Genomic DNA, 19673 nt, shown 5'->3' with positions numbered 1-19673 from the left:
AATTAGAATTAGCGAGACCAAAAAGAACTTTCAAACTGCTCTCAAGAATTGTTACATCATAAGCTGAATATAAATTTCTGCGTAAAGTTTATCTCAAATGCATTAAACAAAAGGGAATAGTAATTAGCTATTCCCTTTTGTTTTGAATTAATATATAATCTTTTAGAATAACAATCAAATTATCTAATAGTGATGGCCATATTTGGTACTAATATATCTCCTGTAACTCCTGAGTAGCGTTGTGCATATACTTCGATATAATCGTTATTTGATAATTCGACAGATCCATTTAAAGGAAGAACAACAATATCATTTACAACTGCACCTCTTCCATAAATTTTGTATTGATTTAATGGTACACCATTTTTTGCTATATAAATAATATAGACAGCTACTCCCGGAACCTGAAAAGAAATGGATCCTGCAATCTGAAAAATTCTTTTCTTTTTTCCCACATATTTTAATCTGTTATTGTTATTGGGGCTTATATCTAAAGCAAATCTAAATAAATTGTACGATGTTGAATTTCCACCAACTTTTACTGTATTACTTGGATTTGATGTAGTGAAAGAAGTATTAGCTCCCGATCCAACTGTATAATCCATCGCAAAATCGCCAACCGCATTTGCATCTGCCTCAGTAGGTATTCCGGCAGCTCTTACAGTCCAACTGTTGGTAAAATTATAACCTGAATAAGTTCCTGCCGTATAAGGTTTTACATATCCTGCTGTATTAGCACCTGTAAACACAACCGATTCTAAAACGGCATCACCAGTTATTGCAGGATTTGTTGATACATCAAATCCTATAGCACTACCCTCAACCTGACTAAAACCGCCTTGCTTTTCTACAAGGGTAAAAGTTCCTGTAAGTTTTTCATAAGTTCCAGTATTATTAGCAAACCATCCCTGGTTACTAAGTAATAGTTGGTTAATGTTATTATAAACGATTCCGTTTGTATTTGCAGAAAACTGAATAATACTTAAAAATACTAATCCGAAACCTGAAATTGTACCCACTGCATTAGAATTTGCCACAACACAATCCCTGAATATTAAATTTTGGGTTGCTGCCCCGCTAAGGTTAAAGACATTTCCAGCTGTAGCTATAATGGTAATACCTTTGATGCTTCCTCCATTTGCTCCTTCAAAAAAATTCCCTGTTGATTTAATGATAATATCGTTATTGGTATCTAATCCCTGAACATAGGCGTTGTTTAAATCAATAGGGAAATTAAATAATACGGTACCATTAATTTCATACAAGGTATTAGAATTTAAAACATATTTCGATCCTCCTCCAGCAGCAAGTTCAGCAGCTAAAACCGTTGCCAAAACATCTGTAGATTTTATACGTTTAAAATTGATTCGACCCGGTACACCGCTAACAATTGGTACCCAGGCACCGGTTGAATAATAATAAAATGTTTTCAAATCAGTGTCATAAACAATTAATCCCTCTGCCGGAGTTGCAATAGAGTTTTTTTGTGTCGTTCCCATTCTGGGGGTCAACATTCCTTTTGTGCCAGACGTAACATCCAAAACGGAACTTACATTAGGTGTTATCGTTCCAATCCCAATTTGAGCATTTCCTGTTAAAGTAAAAAGAAGAAAAAACAGCAGTACTATTTTATTATTTTGAAGAGAAGATTTAGTGATCATAATTTTTAAAATTAGTTAGTTGGGGTATATTTTATTTACCTGAATTGGATATGATAATTTTTTCAGTGAATCGTTCATTATCAATTGTTAAGAACTCTGTAATGTAAACGCCGCTGCTTAATCCGCTGGTCGAAAAAGTATAATTCTGATTTGTTCCCAGATCTTTTTTTGATAGTACTGTTTTGCCTAAAACATCATATAATCTAAATGATTTTAGATTTAAATTGGCAGGATTTTCGGCTCTTAATTTACTAGTACTATTATCCTGAATAATGAAGAATTTTTTCGCAGTATAGTCACCAATGCCAAGTGTAGTCTCCTTAAAGGTTATCTTAAAGCGATCATTGTATACTCCGGGCGCAACAGTAACCTGATAAGTTCCATTTTTAATATCATGATAAGAATCATCAAGCGCATCATACATGTAAATTTTCTGCGAGTTGTCGAAGTTGACCACCTCAGGAACAGAAAATTTAAAACTTGCTGTAGCGGTAACTTTTACAGTAAGTGCAATTTTTTTTGTTTCGTCAAAATTAATCCCCTGAATAACATAGCTGCTGTTTTCTATTAAAAAAGTAACATCGTTAGGTAGTGCATCATCCATATTTAGGGCATCGATTCCATAATCAATTTCATCAGTAGCCGTGGGTACAAAAGCTAATGCTAATTGTCTTGTAAATTGATTGTCAATGATGGTATTTAATTTAAAATGCGAAACTTCTTCAGCAGCTTCTTCGGCAGAATTTTCTTTTTTGGCGTTTTTTTCTTTTGGAGTTTGTCTTTCAAATTGAGACGAACCAGTACCTTCCTTCATGAAAATCCTATGACTATTTTTGAATGTGGCAGTTCCGTTTGCAGTAGCACTAATGACAAATCCCTGACCTATGGGAGAGTATTGTCTGTTTATCATAATGCCAGATGATGAGCCGCCATTATTTACTGACCCATCTCCGTTATAAGAACTAAAAAAAGCCGGTACATATATTCCGGAAGAAACCAAATCTACGGGAGAATAAGATCCGTAACCACCTTTGTAATTGATAAGCGTGTGAGAGTTTACCGTTTTATCCTGTTGCCAAAAATAAGCAACTCCACCAGTTGCTGTGTTAGAAGGATCTAAAAGAAAAGCATTTAAATGCAAAGCAGATGGATAAGGATTCCCGGTTAGGGTTGCATTATTGATACCTAAAGTAATAGAGATAGTTCCATCATTTGGTTTTCCTCTAAAATCATATCTCTGTGCACTTCCGGGATTATTGGTTACTCCGGTTCCTTCAGGATCTGTTGCATCTGTTCCGCTAGAGCCTTTCATAGAAAAACCTACACCGGGAGGCAATGTTGCAGCTCCGCCAACGAAAACCCATTGCGAATAATTGTTGGCATTAATGAGCTTATAAATCCACTTTGAAGCTATTGCCAGTGGGTTAGAAGTTCCGTTAGAATTACTTGCAGGTAAAACAGCAGCTGTTGTCGAGGCGATCGAACTTGTTGGACTGCTTAACATTGTAATTCCAAAGTTTTCATTTCCGGGTGCAGCAGAAGCATTTCCTACAGGGGAACACCAATAGTTATAATCAAAATTGTCTGAAGTACCTTCCTGATAAACAGACACAACACCTAATCCTGTATTAATAGACGCCACCGAAGTTCCTTGTAATAATTGCGAATTATTTCTTAAATATAAATTTGAACCTGAAGCTAAATTGATATCCTGCTGAACATATAACACTTCATTTTTTACATACATGTTTGCATTAGGACTAAAATAAAGTTGTGAGATAGATTTTGTGGTTACCAGCATCAAAATGAGCAAAGTAATTTTCTTCATAATTTTTATTTTTTAGGACATTAAAAGCGTTTGTTTTGGCTCGTATCATTGACTTATTTGATTTTTTTAACGAACGATTATGAGGTAGGTTTTGGCCTCTTTAAGAGAAAAAAGATGCCTAACAAAATGCCACTTGCGAATAGTATCGAGATTTCGGTGTTTATTGGTACCGGATCACCTACAGGAGGCGGGATAGATCGAGGCTGCGGAGGATCAGGAGCAGCAACACCTCTAAATGTTATACTAAAGCATAAGAGTAGTAATAACTGTAACTTTCTAATTTTCATATGATATTTTTAGATTTGGGTAAATAAAATTCATGAAATCGAAATTATTTTTACTTTATTGAAGAAATCAATTGGTAAGAATAATGGCATAAAAAATAAGAACGGCTTGTAGTAAAATAATTATTTTAGAGAATAGTGTATGATGCTTAATCTGTTGGCAAAGAGTGAATAATAGAACAATGTGTTAATTTGTGAAACAATCTGATGAGCATTTCACTTTAATCTTGTAATAAGTAAGCTTTTCGTACTTTTAGGATCTATTTAGGTTTAATAGAAGTAGGTAGGTGTTTTTAAATGTATTGAAAAATTATTATTAATATTGAATATTTTTAAAAAATTAATATAATAATATTTTAAATGATGAAAAATTCGTAAAATTTAATCAAATACATTGAGAATTTTTTATTGCAAGAAAAGTATTGTCTGATAAAATAATGGCTAACTTTTAAGTGAAATTTCTTTTCTTATGTAAGAAGTTTTGCGTGACAATTTTAGCTTAAAAAGCAGCCAAAAGAAAAGATTGTTTTTTGAAGATGGTTTGAACGTCAAACTACTATATACTTTCGTTAATTGTTTTTGTTTGAAAGTTCAAGCATGTTTTTGTTGATGATATTTTTATCTGAAACATTTTTGGCTAAGCCAAAAGCAGTTTCAAAATATTGTAAAGCTTTTTGATTATCATAACCCGAATATAAATGTCCGAGTAAAGAGAAATAGAAATGATTATCAGTTAATTGTAGTTTTTCTGCTTCAGCAATTGCTTCTTGTTTACCCATTACTTTAGATAAAGCATAGGTTCTGTTTAAAGCTACAATTGGCGAATATTCTAAAATAATTAGATTATTATACAATTCTAAAATGTGCTGCCATTTTTCAACTGTATCCTTTTTCTGCGTGTGCCAGTACGCAATTCCAGCTTCGAGATGGTATTTAGAAAGAGTGTTTCCGGTAGAGGACTGACTCAAAAAATAAGTTCCCTGGTCTATCAATTCCTGACTCCAAAGTGATTCATCCTGATCTTCATATAAAATGATTTCCCCGTTTTCAGTTGTTCGCGCCTCGAATCTTGAAGAATGAAAACACATTAAAGCCATTAACGCGTTCGTTGCCGGTAAATGGGTCGTTTTGTTCTGAATTAATAAATAAGTCAGGCGCATGGCTTCGGCGCAAAGATCTTTTCGTAAAGTAGTATTTTGCGAAGTAGAGTAGTAGCCCTCAGAAAATAAAAGATAAATGGTTTTAAGTACCGTATCGATGCGTTCTTTTATTTCAGTAGGATTTGGGTTTTGAATTTTAATGTTTTCTTCCTTAAGTCTTTCTTTAGCACGATTGATTCTTTTGTAAATCACTTCTTTGTTCGAAAGAAAAGCATCGGCGATTTCGTTGATTCCAAAACCGCATAATAAATTCAGGGCAAGGGCAATCTGAGCTTCATCAGAATTGCAGGGATTGCAAACCGTAAAAATCATTGCCAACTGGCTATCAGCAATATTCTGATCTGATAAATCAATTTCGATTTCGGGATTGTTTATTGTGGAATTGTATTTTATTTCGGTGACGATTTTCTTTTCGAAAATATCATTTCGTTTAAAGTAGTTTTTGGTTTTATTTTTAGCCACGGTATACAACCACGCTGTTGGATTTTCAGGAATTCCTTTTATCGCCCAGGTTTCGGAGGCCGTCAAAAAAGTATCGCTTACAATATCTTCGGCAATCTCAATATGGTGAATGCCAAACAAATTGCATAAAACCGAAACGATTTTTTGATACTCGGTTCTGAATAAATGAGGGATGAGTTCCTGGTTCATAAAGCTAAAGGTAAATAAATTCCAATACTAAATTTTAACATGAGATAAATTCCAAATTCCAATGAATTGGCCACGGATTGAACGGGTTTCAACGGATTGTCGCGGTTTTTTTATTTGATTGTCTTTTTAAGTTTGTCTGCGCATTTTTGTCATCCCGAGGGACGAGGGATCTCCGCAAGTAGCTCTACAAAGATTGGCGATTTTCATTGGGGAGTTTCTCGCGGAGATCCCTCGTTCCTCGGGATGACAAGAATTATGGTTACGTTGTAAATAATTTTAGCCACAGATTTCACAGATTAAAATGATTTAAAAAACTTTGACAAAGATGAAGAGAAATAAAAAAATCCGCGAAAACCCGCTGAACCCGTAAAATCCGTGGCCAATCATATTGGAATTTGGAATTTCGAGATTGGAATTTCAAATATTCTACATCGCCTGACGTATCTCTACATTTCCACCCAAATTCAAAACCGGGCAACCTTGTGCAATTTCGGCTGCTTCGTCATAATCTTTGGCTTTTATGATAATCAATCCGCCAATAGATTCTTTAATTTCTACAAAAGGTCCGTTTGTAATGCCTTTTGCTTTGCTGACAATTTTTCCCTGTCCGTCCCATTTTTGCAAAGGTCTTGCTAGTTTATCCTGTGCGGCTAAACCACCAAACCAGTTTTGCCATTGTTGCAAATGTTGTTGCAATTCTTCAGGTGAAGGCTGATTTTCTTTGGTTGTAAAATCTCTTCTGAATATTAATATGAATTCGTTCATTGTTTTTATTTTAAAGTTTAAAAGGAGCATTTTATAAAAAGAATTTTAAAAAAGGCTGCCTTTTATCTGAGATATAAATTTAGTGTTTTACCCCAAATAAAAAACAGCCTGATGTATTTATCCAAATTGACCCACTCTGTAAGTTCCCGGAGTATTAGGAAAAGCAAGATTAAAGCGATTCCAAGTATTGATGGTGGTAATTACAAGTGTAAGATCGATTAGTTCCTCGTCTGAGAATTCGCTTTTTGCTATAGCATAAACATCGTCATGAACCTGACAAGCTGTTACAGCTTCCGCCCACGCCAATGCAGCTCTTTCTCTTGAAGTGTAATACGGAGTTTCTCTCCAGGCGCTTAATCCAAATAAACGTTGCGGAGTTTCGCCAGTTGCCAAAGCTTCTTTGGAGTGCATGTCTAAGCAATATGCACAACTATTAATTTGTGATACTCTAAAATCGACTAAATCTAATAATGATTTTTCAAGTCCTGATTTTTTGATATAACCCGTGATGGCAAATAAAGTACTTAACGCTTTTTGACCTTTTTCGAATGCATTGATTCTAGTTTCCATAATGTATAATTTTTAATGTTATACCCTAATGACAACTGAACTTTCAGGATTGGACAAATTTTCGAAAAAAAATAGAGATTTTTTTGAAGTATTTCTAAAACCCTTGATTTTGCTAGGTTTTAATTTATAATTAAATCGATGTTTTTAGAATAGTTAGACAATAAAGGCTTGCCATTAAAACTATTTGTCATTGTCCACGGTACAAGTTTTCCATTTTCAATGATTTCTTTTTTAGAATAAACCATACTAAAATACATTTCTAAATCATTTGGATTTTCTGGCATTGGTTTATTTTTAGAGTCTTCAGGAATATCTTCGTAATAATATCTGGATTTTTTTAAAACCGGATGTTTTTTTAGTAAATAATCATTTAAAGTAAATCTCGGGCCATCACCTTTGTATAAATCATCAAATAAAATAGGGGTAATAGTCAGAGTTTTAATATTCTGTTTTAAACTTTTGTATTGCTCTGAAGTGGTAGAAAAATCAGATTCCTTCAAATTATCTTTTTCAGATAATTGCCTGATAACCGAAAGACGGACATAATCGCCATTGATTTCGATAACCTTAAAAACAAAATAATATTTCTGGTAGCTCTGACTTCCGTTGATACCAGTTTCTTTGCTAAAAATAAAGCTTCCCAATTGCAGTTGATGCTCTTTGGTATTCAGGGATTTTTTCCACATATAAGGTTTGTAGACTTTTTCTTTTAAGACATAAATAGCAATTACAACAATAACAGAAATCAGCAGTATTTTTTTCATTTGTTTGGATAGTAAGAGCGAAGTGCTTTTACAAATATCTACAAATTTTGATTAGGATCGAAGAAAAAATAATAGCCACTCCCGATAGCTATCGGGATAAAAGAGTAAAAGGATTTTTTAAAATATCTGCTTAATCTGCGTAAAAAAAAATTAAACACATAGAGACATAGCTTTTAGGATCGTGTAAAAGGCGTTTCACTTAGAATATTACCGCATAGTGCAATCACGAAACAATACGAGAAAAATAGCAACTCCCGATTGCTATTGGGATAAAATGTTTAAAGGATTTTTTTTAAGGATCTGCTAAATCTGCTGAATCTGCGTGAAAAAATACATTAGATTGATAGTGTAAATATATGTCACCCCGATGGGGTTTAACTTCACGGATTTTTGATTTTCTATAAATATAACGTCCCTCTGGGACTTTTCCAATCGGGTTTAGCGTTACGGATTTTTGATTTTTTATAAATTATAACTGGGACTTTTTATCATTAATTAAAAACAAAAAAGAAAGCTCCGGAGGAGCGTTATATTTATAGCAAATATATTAGGTATTGTATTCAAAGCTCCATCGGAGCGATATATAAAAACATAACGCTGTGAGTTTTATTAAAAATGAAATGACTTTTTCAGCTATAAAATCTATTTCTCTATGTGTTTAAAAAAAACTAAGTGTAAAGGTTATTAAGAATCCAGCCAATTCTTAAAATTATTAATCTCTTTTTTGCTTAAAATAATAGGCTCATTATCCGGAAGGACAACATTCAATAAAATCTCTATTTTCTGGCTCGAATGTTTGATGATTTCCTGAATATGATGGCGGTTAATGATGTATTTTCGATTTATTTTAAAGAAAATATCAGGATTGAGTTTATTAATTAAATCTTTTAGATTGCTGTTATACAAATAGCTGCTGCCGGAATTAGTGTAAAGATACAGATGTTTTCCTGTAGCATAAAAATAAGTGATCGAAGTATCATTGATAGAAAGAAGTTTATCCCTGTGATTTACCAAAAAATGGTGCTGAACGCTGCTTTGATTTTCAATTTCGACCAAAGATTCGACAATCAGGTTGGTATTAAAGGTTTCTTTTATGTTTTTGTATTTGAGTAAAGCTTCGTGTAATTCCTCTTCTTCATAAGGTTTTAGAAGATAATCTATCGTAAAGTGTTTGAAAACTTTTACGGCATAAGAATCGTAAGCGGTAATAAAAATAACGGGACATGAAACAATCGCTTGCTCAAAAATGTCAAGACTTTTACCGTCGCCCAAATGAATATCCATAAAGGCAAGATCAACAGTATTTACTTTAAAAAAAGCAACGGCATCTTTTACAGATTTCACCACCGTTATTTCATTAATCGAAATGATAGTCTGCTGTTCTAAGATGGATTTGAGATAGCTTGAAGCCAAATGTTCGTCTTCAATAATAACTACTTTCATGACGTTTAATTTTCTGTAAAGTTAAAAAAAAAGCTCCGTTAAAAACGGAGCTAATTTTATTACAATTCAGGATTGTTTAAACGGGCATCAAGAGGAAACGGAAGCGTATAACGCGGATCATTTTCTATTAATGTGTAATCCTGATCATTAAAAGTGTGATTAATTTGTTGTTGAGTTGTTCGTCGCAAATCAAACCAACGGTGACCTTCTACAGCAAACTCACGTTGTCTTTCCTGAGCAATGAAATCAAGAAGCTGAGTTTGTGTCATGGCAGCAATCGATGTACTTAATGTATTAAAAGCGGTTGCAGTATATCTGTTTTTAATGAAAGTTATTACAGTTGTTCTTGCTGTTGGAAGATCGCTTAATTGTGCTGATGCTTCTGCTTTGGTCAAGTACAATTCAGCGGTTCTAAAAGTACATTTCTGAGCGATATCACCACCTTTTTTAAATCTGAATCTGCTTCCGCTTGCCTGATAATACAAAGCAAAACGCAAGTCGTTTGTTTTATCATAAACGCCTGTTAAAGTTGGCGCAGCATATGATGTACCTTTTAAAAGATTGAAAAAAGGATCTTCAAGCGCTAATATAGATTCCGGACCGTTATAAAGGTTCGGTAAAGCAGCAGTTGTGTTTAAATTGATCAAAGCACTTTTGTATGTCATTGCTTTATCTGCAGCTGCAATTGCTTTTGCCCATTCTTTTCTGTAAAGGAAAATACGAGATTCCATAGCATATAATGCAGCCTCAGAAAAGCGGTAATTAATTCCTGCTGTCTGAGTGTCTAAATTCAATAACTTTCTAGCCTCTTCGTTATCAGATAAAATCTGGTCGTAAATAACAGCGACACTTTGAGGAACGTAAGCCTGCTCTAAATCTATTTTTAAAGCCAACGGAACACCTCTGTCTGTTGCAGCTGTTGTAGCATTGTAAGGTTTACTAAATATGTTCAGTAAATCAAAATAAGTTAAGGCTCTTAGTGCATAAGCTTCTCCAATTAACTGATTTTTCTCTGCAGAAGGCGCTAATTTTGCGCTTGCGTCATTGATGATCACATTGGTATAGAAAATTCTGTTGTACAAAGCCGCATAAGGAAAACTGTTTGTCGTTTTATCAGGATTGGCATCGTTCCAGATATAATGATCTCTGTAGAAAGTAGCATTATCATTAAATTCATCCAATACCAATTCGTCTGTTCTAATAGCAGATAATGCTTTATGAATAGCAGTTGTAGAGTAGGCACTTGTCATTACTGCTCTGTAATCAGTCAAGGTTTCCGGAATTACTTTACCTACTGGCTCAACATCTAGATAGTGATCACAGCTTACGGTCGTAATAGCTACGCCGGCAAAGAATACGTATTTTAATATATTTTTCATTTTAAATCAGATTAAAAAGTTAGGTTACATCCTAAAGAAATTGATCTTGGGATTGGTTGTGCATAGATATTTCCGTACGTTTCAGGGTCAAAGTAACCTTTATAATCAGAGCTGATTACGAATAAGTTTCTACCTTCGATACTAAATCTTACACTGTCCATAAACAAAGTGTTAGTTGCTTTTTTAGGTAAAGAATATCCAAAACGAACACTGCTCAAACGCATATAGCTCATTTCGTGAACCCAGGTATCTAAATAGTTGTAAACATTAAGTGGAGCTCCTGCTGGAGAAAACCATTGGTAAGCCATCCATGAATCTCCCGTTCCTGAAGTTTCACTGGTAATTCCAGGTATGTGCGAACCTGTATTAGTAGGTGACCATGCATTAAGTACATCTGTAGTGTAGTTTTGACCACGATCTAATTGTGTACCATTAAAATTTGGTTTTTCAACAACAGTTTGTTTGATATTAAAAGTGGTAGCAATAGTAAGATCAAAATTATGAACTTTAAAAGTGTTGATAAAACCACCGGTAAATTTAGGATCTGCATCTCCAACATAAGTAAACAAATTTCTGGTGTCTTCATCTGTAAGTTTTGATTGCGAGAAAACTCCAGGGAAAAAATCTGCATAAGGATCAAAAAGAGCAAAAAAGGTCTGTGAGTTTACCGTTTCTCCTTTTTTATTTACAAATAAAGGAAAACCACTTTCATCAATTCCGTTAGTTTTTAATGCAAATACTGCATTAACCGGAAGTCCTTCTCTAGATGGTAAATAGCTATTAGATCTTGTTTGAATACGATCTACATTACTTTTATTATGAGCAAAGTTAATAATGGTATTCCATTTAAAGTTTGGTCGGTCAATGTTTCGTGTAGACAAAGAAATCTCATATCCTTTATTCGTTACCTGAGCCCAGTTAGCATTTGTATATTCAAATCCGTTTTCGACAGGAAGCGATTGTAAACCAATTAAATCAGTACTTTTTCTTCCGTAAACATCCGTTACAATGCTAATACGATTGTTGAATAAACCAAGATCCATCCCAACGTTAGTATTAGTAGTTTTTTCCCATCTTAATTTATCATTTGGAGGAGAAATTACAGTAATAACAGGTTCTGTTTGTCCTGGTAAAATAATCGTTGTCTGGTTACTTCCAACTACATATGGAGAAGTGTTTTTATCGATATTTCCTTGCAAACCGTAAGAAGCACGTAATCTTAAATTAGAAACTATTTCGTTACCTTTTAAGAAATTTTCTTCAGATACTGCCCATGAACCCGAAACAGCCCATAATGGTAAGTATTTGTATTTAGGGTCTACACCAAATAAATCCGATCCGTCGTAACGCACACTTCCAAAGAAAGTATATTTTCTGTCATACGTATAAGATGCTGTTGCAAAAAGAGATGCAAATGCATTTTCATTTTCACTTTTTAAATACGTTCTCCAGTTTATATTTGCAGCAGAGTTTGGAGTTGGAAAAACAATTTGGGATGTAGTTAATGTTTTCGGGTCGAAACCAAACCCTTTTGTATTAATAGCAGTGTTTTTGTTTCTTCTTAATTCATTACCCACCATAAATTCTAACTCATGTTTTCCGCCAAGAGTAGTGCTATAGTTTAGCATTGTTTTAATGTTGTATTGAAAAAAGTCTGTGTTTGAATTTTGAATAATTCCGCCAACAGGAAGGAAATAAGTATCAGCCCCGTTTACAAATACACGTGATTTTTCTCTTTCTTTTCTGGTGAAATAAGAGTCCTTACCAGTATATTTTTCAGAAGTATTATTATCAAACTGTAAACCAATTTGTGTACTTGCTTTTAGCCCTTTCGTAATCGTATAATCAACGTCAAGTAAAGCTTTTACAGATCTTGTTGTCAATTCGTAATTCGTGTTTTCTCTTTCTTCCAGGAAATTATAAGGAATATAAACACTTCCATTTCCATACCCGCTCATATCCTGATCATATTTATAACTTCCATCAGCGTTATACGGAGTCAGATAGGGGTTTACGTTTCTCGAATAATTAGCAGGGTTGGTAAAAGTATCTGTATCTGATACGTAAGTTGTTTTCTTGCTTTGTGTACCAAAGATTCCAACACCAACATGCAATTTATCGGTTACATCATAGTTGTTTTTTAAAGTAAGATTGTATCTGTCAAAACCAGTTCCAAAAGTAGCTCCTTCTTCATTATAAGCTCCTAAAGAGAAATAATAATCAGATCTTTCTCCACCACCTGATAAACTCAAACCATATTGTTTATTAAAAGTACTTCTGTACAATAAGTCACCCCAATTGGTATTGTTGTCTCTTAAAGCGTTGATTGAGTTTTGAGTTGCAGGACTTAGAGACGAAAAACCTCCCGATCTATAGGCTCCTAATTCATTAGCCTGTTTAAGAATACGGGAAATTTCTCCGTTACCGTCTCTGTAAGTCAAATCTTCTCTTGCAGCTAATGAAAGTTCAAGATCTACTTTTTGAGAAGAGTTTAAAAGGTTTAATTTAGAAAAATTAGGTTTTTCAGTTACGAAAGTATTCACGTTAAAGTCTACTCTCATACTTCCTTTTCTTCCTTTTTTAGTCGTTACCACAATAACTCCGTTTGCAGCTCTTGCTCCGTAAATAGCAGTGGCAGCAGCATCTTTAAGTATGGTAATATCTTTGATATCTTCAGGGTTTAAACCTGCGATAGAAAAATTGCTTAAAACATCGATATTGTCTTTGTCATAGTTTTGAGGAACATCATTTCCTTCAAGAGGCAAACCATCCAAAACCCATAACGGATCCTGTGCGCCATTAAGAGATGCAGTACCACGAATTCTGATTTTTGAGATCGTTCCCGGAGCTCCCGTTTGTTGTGTTACGGCAACACCCGCAACCTGACCAATTAACATTTGATCTAAACTCGCCACACCTGCTTGTTTGATATCTGCCATATCAACTGTTGCAACAGCCGATGTCAGTTTTCTTTTTTCGATTTTTTGGTAACCTGTAACCACGATTTCTTTTAATTCGCTTACATCAGATTTTAATGAAATAGTGTATTGGTTTTTATCTGTAATATCAATTGTATAAGGCAAATATCCCATATAAGAGACTCTTAAAGTTTTGATATTACTGTTGATTTTGAATTCGAATGCACCATCAAAATCAGTTACGGTACCAAGGCTTGCGCTCGTGATTACGCCTTTTTGTTCTGTGTTGTTAGATATGGAACTATTCTCGACAAAAACAGTAACTCCCGGTATCGGTAGTCCGTCTGCGGCATCAAGTACCTTTCCTTTAATAGTCCTTTCCTGCGCATACCCCGAAAGGGCAAGAAGGAAACTCAGCATGTAAAATAAATTCTTCATTGGGTTGTTTTTGGATTGTGTTATATTATAGTGTGTTGTTTAATGCTTTTTCGATACGTTGAATCAAGTCGAAATAATGGTTTTTAGTTTCCTGATTGCCAATATTTCTCTTTGTTTTCAGTAATTGCAAAATCTGATTCAATTCGCCTTTTTTATCAGATGTCACTTCAGAAACTCTTTTTAGAGATGACTGATTAATGTTACGCGCCATTTTTGCTTCGTCTAAATAATCACATAAATGAGGCATGCTTAAAGTTTCTTGTAACTGAATAGTTTTCTTAACATCTGTTTTTTCAAAAAGTTTGTTAGTTGAAACAATCAGTACGTCTACATAATTTTTCTGCGTCATACGCTCCATAATCGTAAGTGATTTATTCTGGATCGTAGGAGCAAAAATGTTTTGGTGTAATGTTTTAAATAATTGTGTTACCGTGAACACATTTTCTTTGGTCTCGTTACGCTGATACAACTCGTTTTCGGTAATTCGCAACAAACGATCATCGCTTAATAAATTGTATAAAATGCCGTATTGTAATTCTCTTGCCAATGTGTAAGGTGTATACTCATAAGGTCCAAGAGGAGAATCTTTCAACGGATTTGTTTTATCCAAAATTGGGTTAAAAAACAACCATTCCGGCAATTTGATACTATTGTTTAATAAGTACGAAACCGCTCTTTTCTGGACTGCTGCAGGAACTGCAACATAACTTTGTTTGTTATCACCGTGAACCGTTGTGTTCAGGTAAATACCACCTACATTGGTCAATACATGATAGTTGTATAGATTCCATTGACCAATTGCACCAATATATAATTTACCCGTCTGGTAGTAAGATTCGTCTTTGTCATACGTCCATTCAAGGATTTTACCCACAACTCTTTTTAAGTTTTTAAGTCCGTATTCGCTCGCTTTCATCGCATCATCACCCAAATCTTCAGATTGCGAACGAGGATCTATCGTAGCATCACCATCTTGTTGTTCTCCGTAAAAGTAAACCGGATCATCCTGGTGTTTTGTAATCAATGCATTCAATGCATTGTGCTCTTCAGTTTGATCTGCATACCATCTGTAACCCCATTCGATAACATATTTATCGTATTCACCAATTTGTGGCGTAATCGCTTCTACATGATCTTCCGGTTGCGCAATATAATTGTAACGTGCATAATCCATGATCGACGGAGCAGTTCCGCCCATTTTTGCTGTAAAAGCTGGAGATCGAAGTGATTCTACAGCGTAAGCAAATGAAGCGCCCATATTGTGTTTTAAACCAAAAGTGTGTCCAACCTCATGAGACGATACAAAACGAATTGCTTCTCCCATATGTTCATCACTAAATTTGTTTCCTCTTGCTTTTGGATCGATCGCTCCGGTCTGAATGCGCATCCAGCTTTGTAATGAAGTCATTACATTGTGCCACCAGATAATATCAGATTCGATGATTTCACCACTTCTTGGGTCTACAACTGCAGGTCCCATAGCATTCGATTTTTGAGACGCTACATAAGTTATAACCGAATAACGTACATCATCAATATCAAAATCAGTATCTTCTTCTGTAGGCTCTTTTGCAATCACAGCATTTTTAAATCCTGCTTTTTCAAAAGCTGCCTGCCAGTCGCGAACACCTTCTATAATATAAGAACGCCATTGTTTTGGTGTCGATGGGTCGATATAATAAACAATAGGTTTTTTAGGTTCTACCAATTCGCCTCTTTTGTATTTTTCGATATCCTCTTTTTTAGGTTCTAATCTCCAACGCGTGATCAGTTCTTTTTCTAATACCGCGTGTTGGCTATCGCTGAAATACCAATGTTTTTCTGAGAAATATCCAACACGTTTGTCGGCAAAACGAGCTTGCATAGGTACTTTATCCAATAAAACAATATTAGAAGTAACACCAAAAGTAACCGAAAGGGCAGGACCGCCTTCGCTTACAGAAGTAGTCAGCTGCGATTTAACCACAATATTTTTAGGAAACGTTTTCACATTTTCTATATACGAAAGTTCAGATTTTACAGATCCTCCAAAACCAATATTGCTTAAAACATCATTAAAACTTTTTTGCTTTCCGTCAAAAACCTTATTCGCTTTTATTACTACCGATGTCGAATCGTTGTTTTTAGTTTCGATATCAAAAACTTCGATAATCGATTCTGAGAAATTGCTGTTTACAGATGCTGTAATAGCGTCTCCAACCGGCGATGAAACTTTTGGTACAGATGATTTTACCCAAACTTTTTTGGCAACCAAATCTTTATGAAACGTGATAATTTTATTCTCGTAATTCATTCCTCTGTTTAAACCTGCATCATTAACAGGTAAAGGAACATTTGAAATTTTATTAACGACTAAAAATTCTCTTTGAAAAAGTGAATCGTTGATCTCCAGATAAAGATCTGTTTTTACCTGAATAGTGTTGAAAAGACCTTTTTTGAATGTACCTTTTTTAATAAGGTCATCATATTTTTGTCCTTTAGCATTTTTTAATGAATCCTTAACTTGTTCTGTTTTGTCTTCTTTATTTTTTTTGTTCTTTTTTTGAGCAATCATAGTACTAGTATTCAGTACCAATACCACCAAAGCGATATTTTTTAGACTTCTCAACAATGCCTTTTCTCTCATAGAAAGTTAAGTTTAGGTTAATTTTTGGCTAAAAATATTGCATGAATTACGTTAAAAAAAGCAAAATGGAGTGAGTGGCTTTTTTTCGGGAGTGAATGTTTTTTTTTATCCAATTAAAGGTAAAATGCAAGTAAAATCGCCGTCTTTTTTGAAGGCTTTAAAATCGTTCTTACCATAGTATTTATAAATACTTTCTAAGTATTTGTGACCAAACTTAGATTCTTTCCCGAAGTTTTGCTTTTCGTTTAAATTATTAGTAATAATTACAACGTTTTCGTTAATGCTAATTGTGATTTGTAAAGGAGTTTCTTCAGAAGCAATATTATGCTTGATTGCATTTTCTACAGCAATCTGAAAAGCCAGATAAGGCACTTTTTTTGCCAGAAAGCTTTCATCTTCAATAGTAATAGTAAAGACGAATTCCTCAGTAAAACGGGTTTGCTGCAAAAAGATATATTTTTCGATAAAAAGCAATTCTTCCTGCACCGTAACAATATTATTAAGAGGCGGATTAATAAGGTATCTGTAAATTTTAGAAAGGTTTAATGTAAACTTTCGTGCTACTCCGGTATTGCTTTCAATTAGCATATAAAGCGAATTCAGCGAATTGAACAAAAAGTGCGGATTAATCTGCTCTTTTAATTGTTGCAGCTGAATCAGAGCTTTCTCCTTATTAATCATTTCGTTTTCTAAAAGCAGCTTATTTTTTTCCTGCGACAAGATTTCTTTTTCCTGAAAAGTCCTGCGCGTAAAAATGGTAAACAAATAAAAGAATACAATTAAAATAGCCGTAGTAATAATATAAATGAGATACGCATATTTTTTGACCGCATTTACATCTTCATTAGAAATTTCTCTCGGAAAATTTACAGCTATATACCAATTTGTTCCTTTTACATTCAGTCGCTTGGTATAGCGCACAATATCTAAAAGCAAATATTCTGATGGGGCAATTCTCTTGCTAAAATCCTCTCTTTTAGAAAAAGTAGTATCCTGAGGCGCGATATTCGTTAACTTAAAAATGTTCTCTTTGAGTAATTTTATTTCAGGATGATAAATAATTGTTCCTTTTTTATCAAACACAAAAGCATAATTAGGCGCTTTTTGATCAATAGTCGAGAAATAAGTCTGAAGCGATTTCAAATCGATATCATATCCGTATCTAACGACAGTACCATTTGCAGCAGTATATCTGTAATAAATGCGCCAAAAAAAGTGGTCACCATCTTCGACAATACTATTAGATTGTGAGAGGTTACTGTTTTTAGCAACAAACTCTTTTATAGAAGCTTCGAGATGGGAATCGTTTTTAGAAATTGTAAATTCTATTTTTTGATTGTCGATCTGAAACCAGTTGTTTTTTACCAGACTATCATTGGCATGAATGTTACTTAGAACCTTTAAATTATCAGATAAGTTTTTAGCGTTGCTAATATCAACAATTCGTTTCAGTTCATTTTTTGATTCCAAGAAGCGTGACAATTCCTGTGCAATAACTTCCTGTTTTTTTACAAAACTACGCTGTGAGCTTTCTGCATTTGATTTTTCAGTAACTTCAGTCATCAAGCCACTAAGGATATAAATAGAAAGCAATGTAAGAAAAACAAAAATGATTCCTAAAATGAAGAAGTTCCTGCCGGAAAAAGTATTTTTTAAAGTAAATTTCAAAGTGTAATAAAAAAAAATTAAGGAGCATCGAACTCCTTAAATTGCAATAGGGGAATAAAATTTTTTCGTGTGCAAATATAAAACTTTTTGACTGATACACTTTGAGTTATGAAATCTTAACACATATTTCGGGTAGTCGTTTAGTAAAAATCTTGTTAAGAGGAAAGAATGTTTCTCGTTGCGTTGATTTAACCGCCAAGAGCGCAAAGTTTTTTACTATGCAAGTTTCTATAAAAACGCAAAGTTCGCAAAGCTTTGTCTTTAATTAAGCTTTGCGAACTTTGCTAGATTAGTTTTTTTTTTTGATTAATTACCCAGGATTTCGCGCAAAGTCGCAAAGCCGCCAAGTTAAAAAATGTAAAAGCTTTGCGACTCTGCGACTTTGCGCGATTATAAAAAATGGATTGAATGCAAAGCTTTGCGAACTTTGCGTATAACTTTGCGCTCTTTGCGGTAAAATGACAAAGTATGCTCATTTCAACCTGAAACCTGAAACAAAAATTAAGAAATCTGAAGATGTTCCAAAGTTTTTTCCACCAAAGTTTTCACTCCAACAGCCTTAAACCCTAATTTAAGATATAGTTTCTTCGCACCCGGATTTCCTTCTTCAACCAATAAACCTAAAGTCTGCTTGTTTTGGGTTACAAATTCTTCAATCAAAAACTGCAATAATTGAGAACCAATTCCTTTTCCCTGATGATTTGGACTTACGCCTAACGCATCAATATAAAATTCCCCACTTTGGGTTTCATTTTCCGGACTAAAATCAGGATTGAAATTAAGACGAACATAATCGACAACCGGTTTTCGTAGTTCCTGCAATTTTGCTCCATCATAAACAGCAACAGCTCCTACAATTTCATCGTTTTCTTCAGCCACAAAACAATTCTGATAAGAATATTGATTGCTTTCATATTCAACAAAATGAAGCAGGAAATAATAGGCCGTTTTAGCATCATTTTCGCCAATGAATTTATAAATGATTTCTTCCATTGCCAGTAACAAATATTTGGCAATAGATTCAGAATCTTCAATAGTTGCTTTTCTAATAATCATGATATGTATTTTAAGAGTACAAAATTACGGTAAGTTTTAAGTATTGATTCTTTTCTTTAAAATAATGCGATAAATAGGCACGATTTTTAAATTTTCGATAAAAATTTAAAAATCATAATCAATTAAATTTTTATATTAAAATATTTATAATCAATTAGTTATTTGTTTTTTTAAGTTGTGAAATAACCAATTATTAGCTTGAAAAGCACAGTAACAAAATGAGTTATCGAGACATAATTATTTTTAGGCGAACCTTTTTTTCGTAATAAAAAGACTACTTTTTGAAAGTGGATTGTTGATAACTGTTTTTTTTGAAAGTGATATTGAAGGTTTCTTTTATGTTGATAACTCTATTTAGATTTATTTTAAATAGCTGATGTTTCGGCTGTTACGGATTATTATGATGCTGTTGATAAAAAGTAAATTTTACATCAATTTTAAGGAGCCTGAAGCTGTTGATAA

The 19673-nt window shown here is 33.9% G+C and carries 12 protein-coding genes; all 12 read right to left on the bottom strand.

Translation table 11 applies throughout. The features are described from left to right. Window positions 1-179 precede the first annotated feature (179 nt). Window positions 180-1661: a hypothetical protein gene (locus ACIDC4_RS01145; RefSeq protein ID WP_412043277.1), complete on the bottom strand. Its 1482-nt coding sequence runs from the start codon at window positions 1659-1661 to the stop codon at window positions 180-182. A 31-nt stretch (window positions 1662-1692) separates the two neighbouring features. Beyond that, complete coding sequence (locus ACIDC4_RS01140) at window positions 1693-3489, bottom strand: T9SS type A sorting domain-containing protein (RefSeq protein WP_412043276.1); 1797 nt, start codon at window positions 3487-3489, stop codon at window positions 1693-1695. Between the two features lie 853 nt (window positions 3490-4342). Then, entirely contained in the window at window positions 4343-5584 is a 1242-nt protein-coding gene (locus tag ACIDC4_RS01135; protein WP_412043275.1) for an RNA polymerase sigma factor, read from the bottom strand. A 426-nt stretch (window positions 5585-6010) separates the two neighbouring features. Then, a complete protein-coding gene (locus ACIDC4_RS01130; RefSeq protein WP_173971627.1) occupies window positions 6011-6349 on the bottom strand; it encodes a YciI family protein in 339 nt (112 codons plus the stop codon). A 117-nt stretch (window positions 6350-6466) separates the two neighbouring features. Beyond that, window positions 6467-6919 carry a carboxymuconolactone decarboxylase family protein gene (locus ACIDC4_RS01125; RefSeq protein WP_263758547.1) on the bottom strand — a complete coding sequence of 151 codons (453 nt, stop codon included), beginning with the start codon at window positions 6917-6919 and terminating at the stop codon, window positions 6467-6469. 119 nt (window positions 6920-7038) lie between these two features. Then, window positions 7039-7683: a hypothetical protein gene (locus ACIDC4_RS01120; protein ID WP_412043274.1), complete on the bottom strand. Its 645-nt coding sequence runs from the start codon at window positions 7681-7683 to the stop codon at window positions 7039-7041. 684 nt (window positions 7684-8367) lie between these two features. Next, complete coding sequence (locus tag ACIDC4_RS01115; protein ID WP_412043273.1) at window positions 8368-9126, bottom strand: LytR/AlgR family response regulator transcription factor; 759 nt, start codon at window positions 9124-9126, stop codon at window positions 8368-8370. A gap of 59 nt (window positions 9127-9185) precedes the next feature. Continuing rightward, the gene (locus tag ACIDC4_RS01110; RefSeq protein WP_412043272.1) at window positions 9186-10505 is read right to left on the bottom strand and encodes a RagB/SusD family nutrient uptake outer membrane protein; all 1320 of its coding nucleotides are present in this window, start codon (window positions 10503-10505) and stop codon (window positions 9186-9188) included. Between the two features lie 11 nt (window positions 10506-10516). Continuing rightward, the gene (locus tag ACIDC4_RS01105; protein ID WP_412043271.1) at window positions 10517-13861 is read right to left on the bottom strand and encodes a SusC/RagA family TonB-linked outer membrane protein; all 3345 of its coding nucleotides are present in this window, start codon (window positions 13859-13861) and stop codon (window positions 10517-10519) included. A gap of 25 nt (window positions 13862-13886) precedes the next feature. Next, the gene (locus ACIDC4_RS01100) at window positions 13887-16487 is read right to left on the bottom strand and encodes a zinc-dependent metalloprotease (RefSeq protein WP_412043270.1); all 2601 of its coding nucleotides are present in this window, start codon (window positions 16485-16487) and stop codon (window positions 13887-13889) included. 105 nt (window positions 16488-16592) lie between these two features. Further along, complete coding sequence (locus ACIDC4_RS01095) at window positions 16593-18050, bottom strand: histidine kinase (protein WP_412043269.1); 1458 nt, start codon at window positions 18048-18050, stop codon at window positions 16593-16595. Between the two features lie 606 nt (window positions 18051-18656). Beyond that, window positions 18657-19211 (bottom strand): GNAT family N-acetyltransferase, encoded by a 555-nt coding sequence (locus tag ACIDC4_RS01090; protein WP_412043268.1) that lies wholly within the window; start codon window positions 19209-19211, stop codon window positions 18657-18659. Window positions 19212-19673: the final 462 nt, after the last annotated feature.

The organism is Flavobacterium sp. C3NV (assembly GCF_046825355.2).
GTDB lineage: Bacteria > Bacteroidota > Bacteroidia > Flavobacteriales > Flavobacteriaceae > Flavobacterium.
This window is presented reverse-complemented; position numbering and strand designations above follow the sequence as displayed.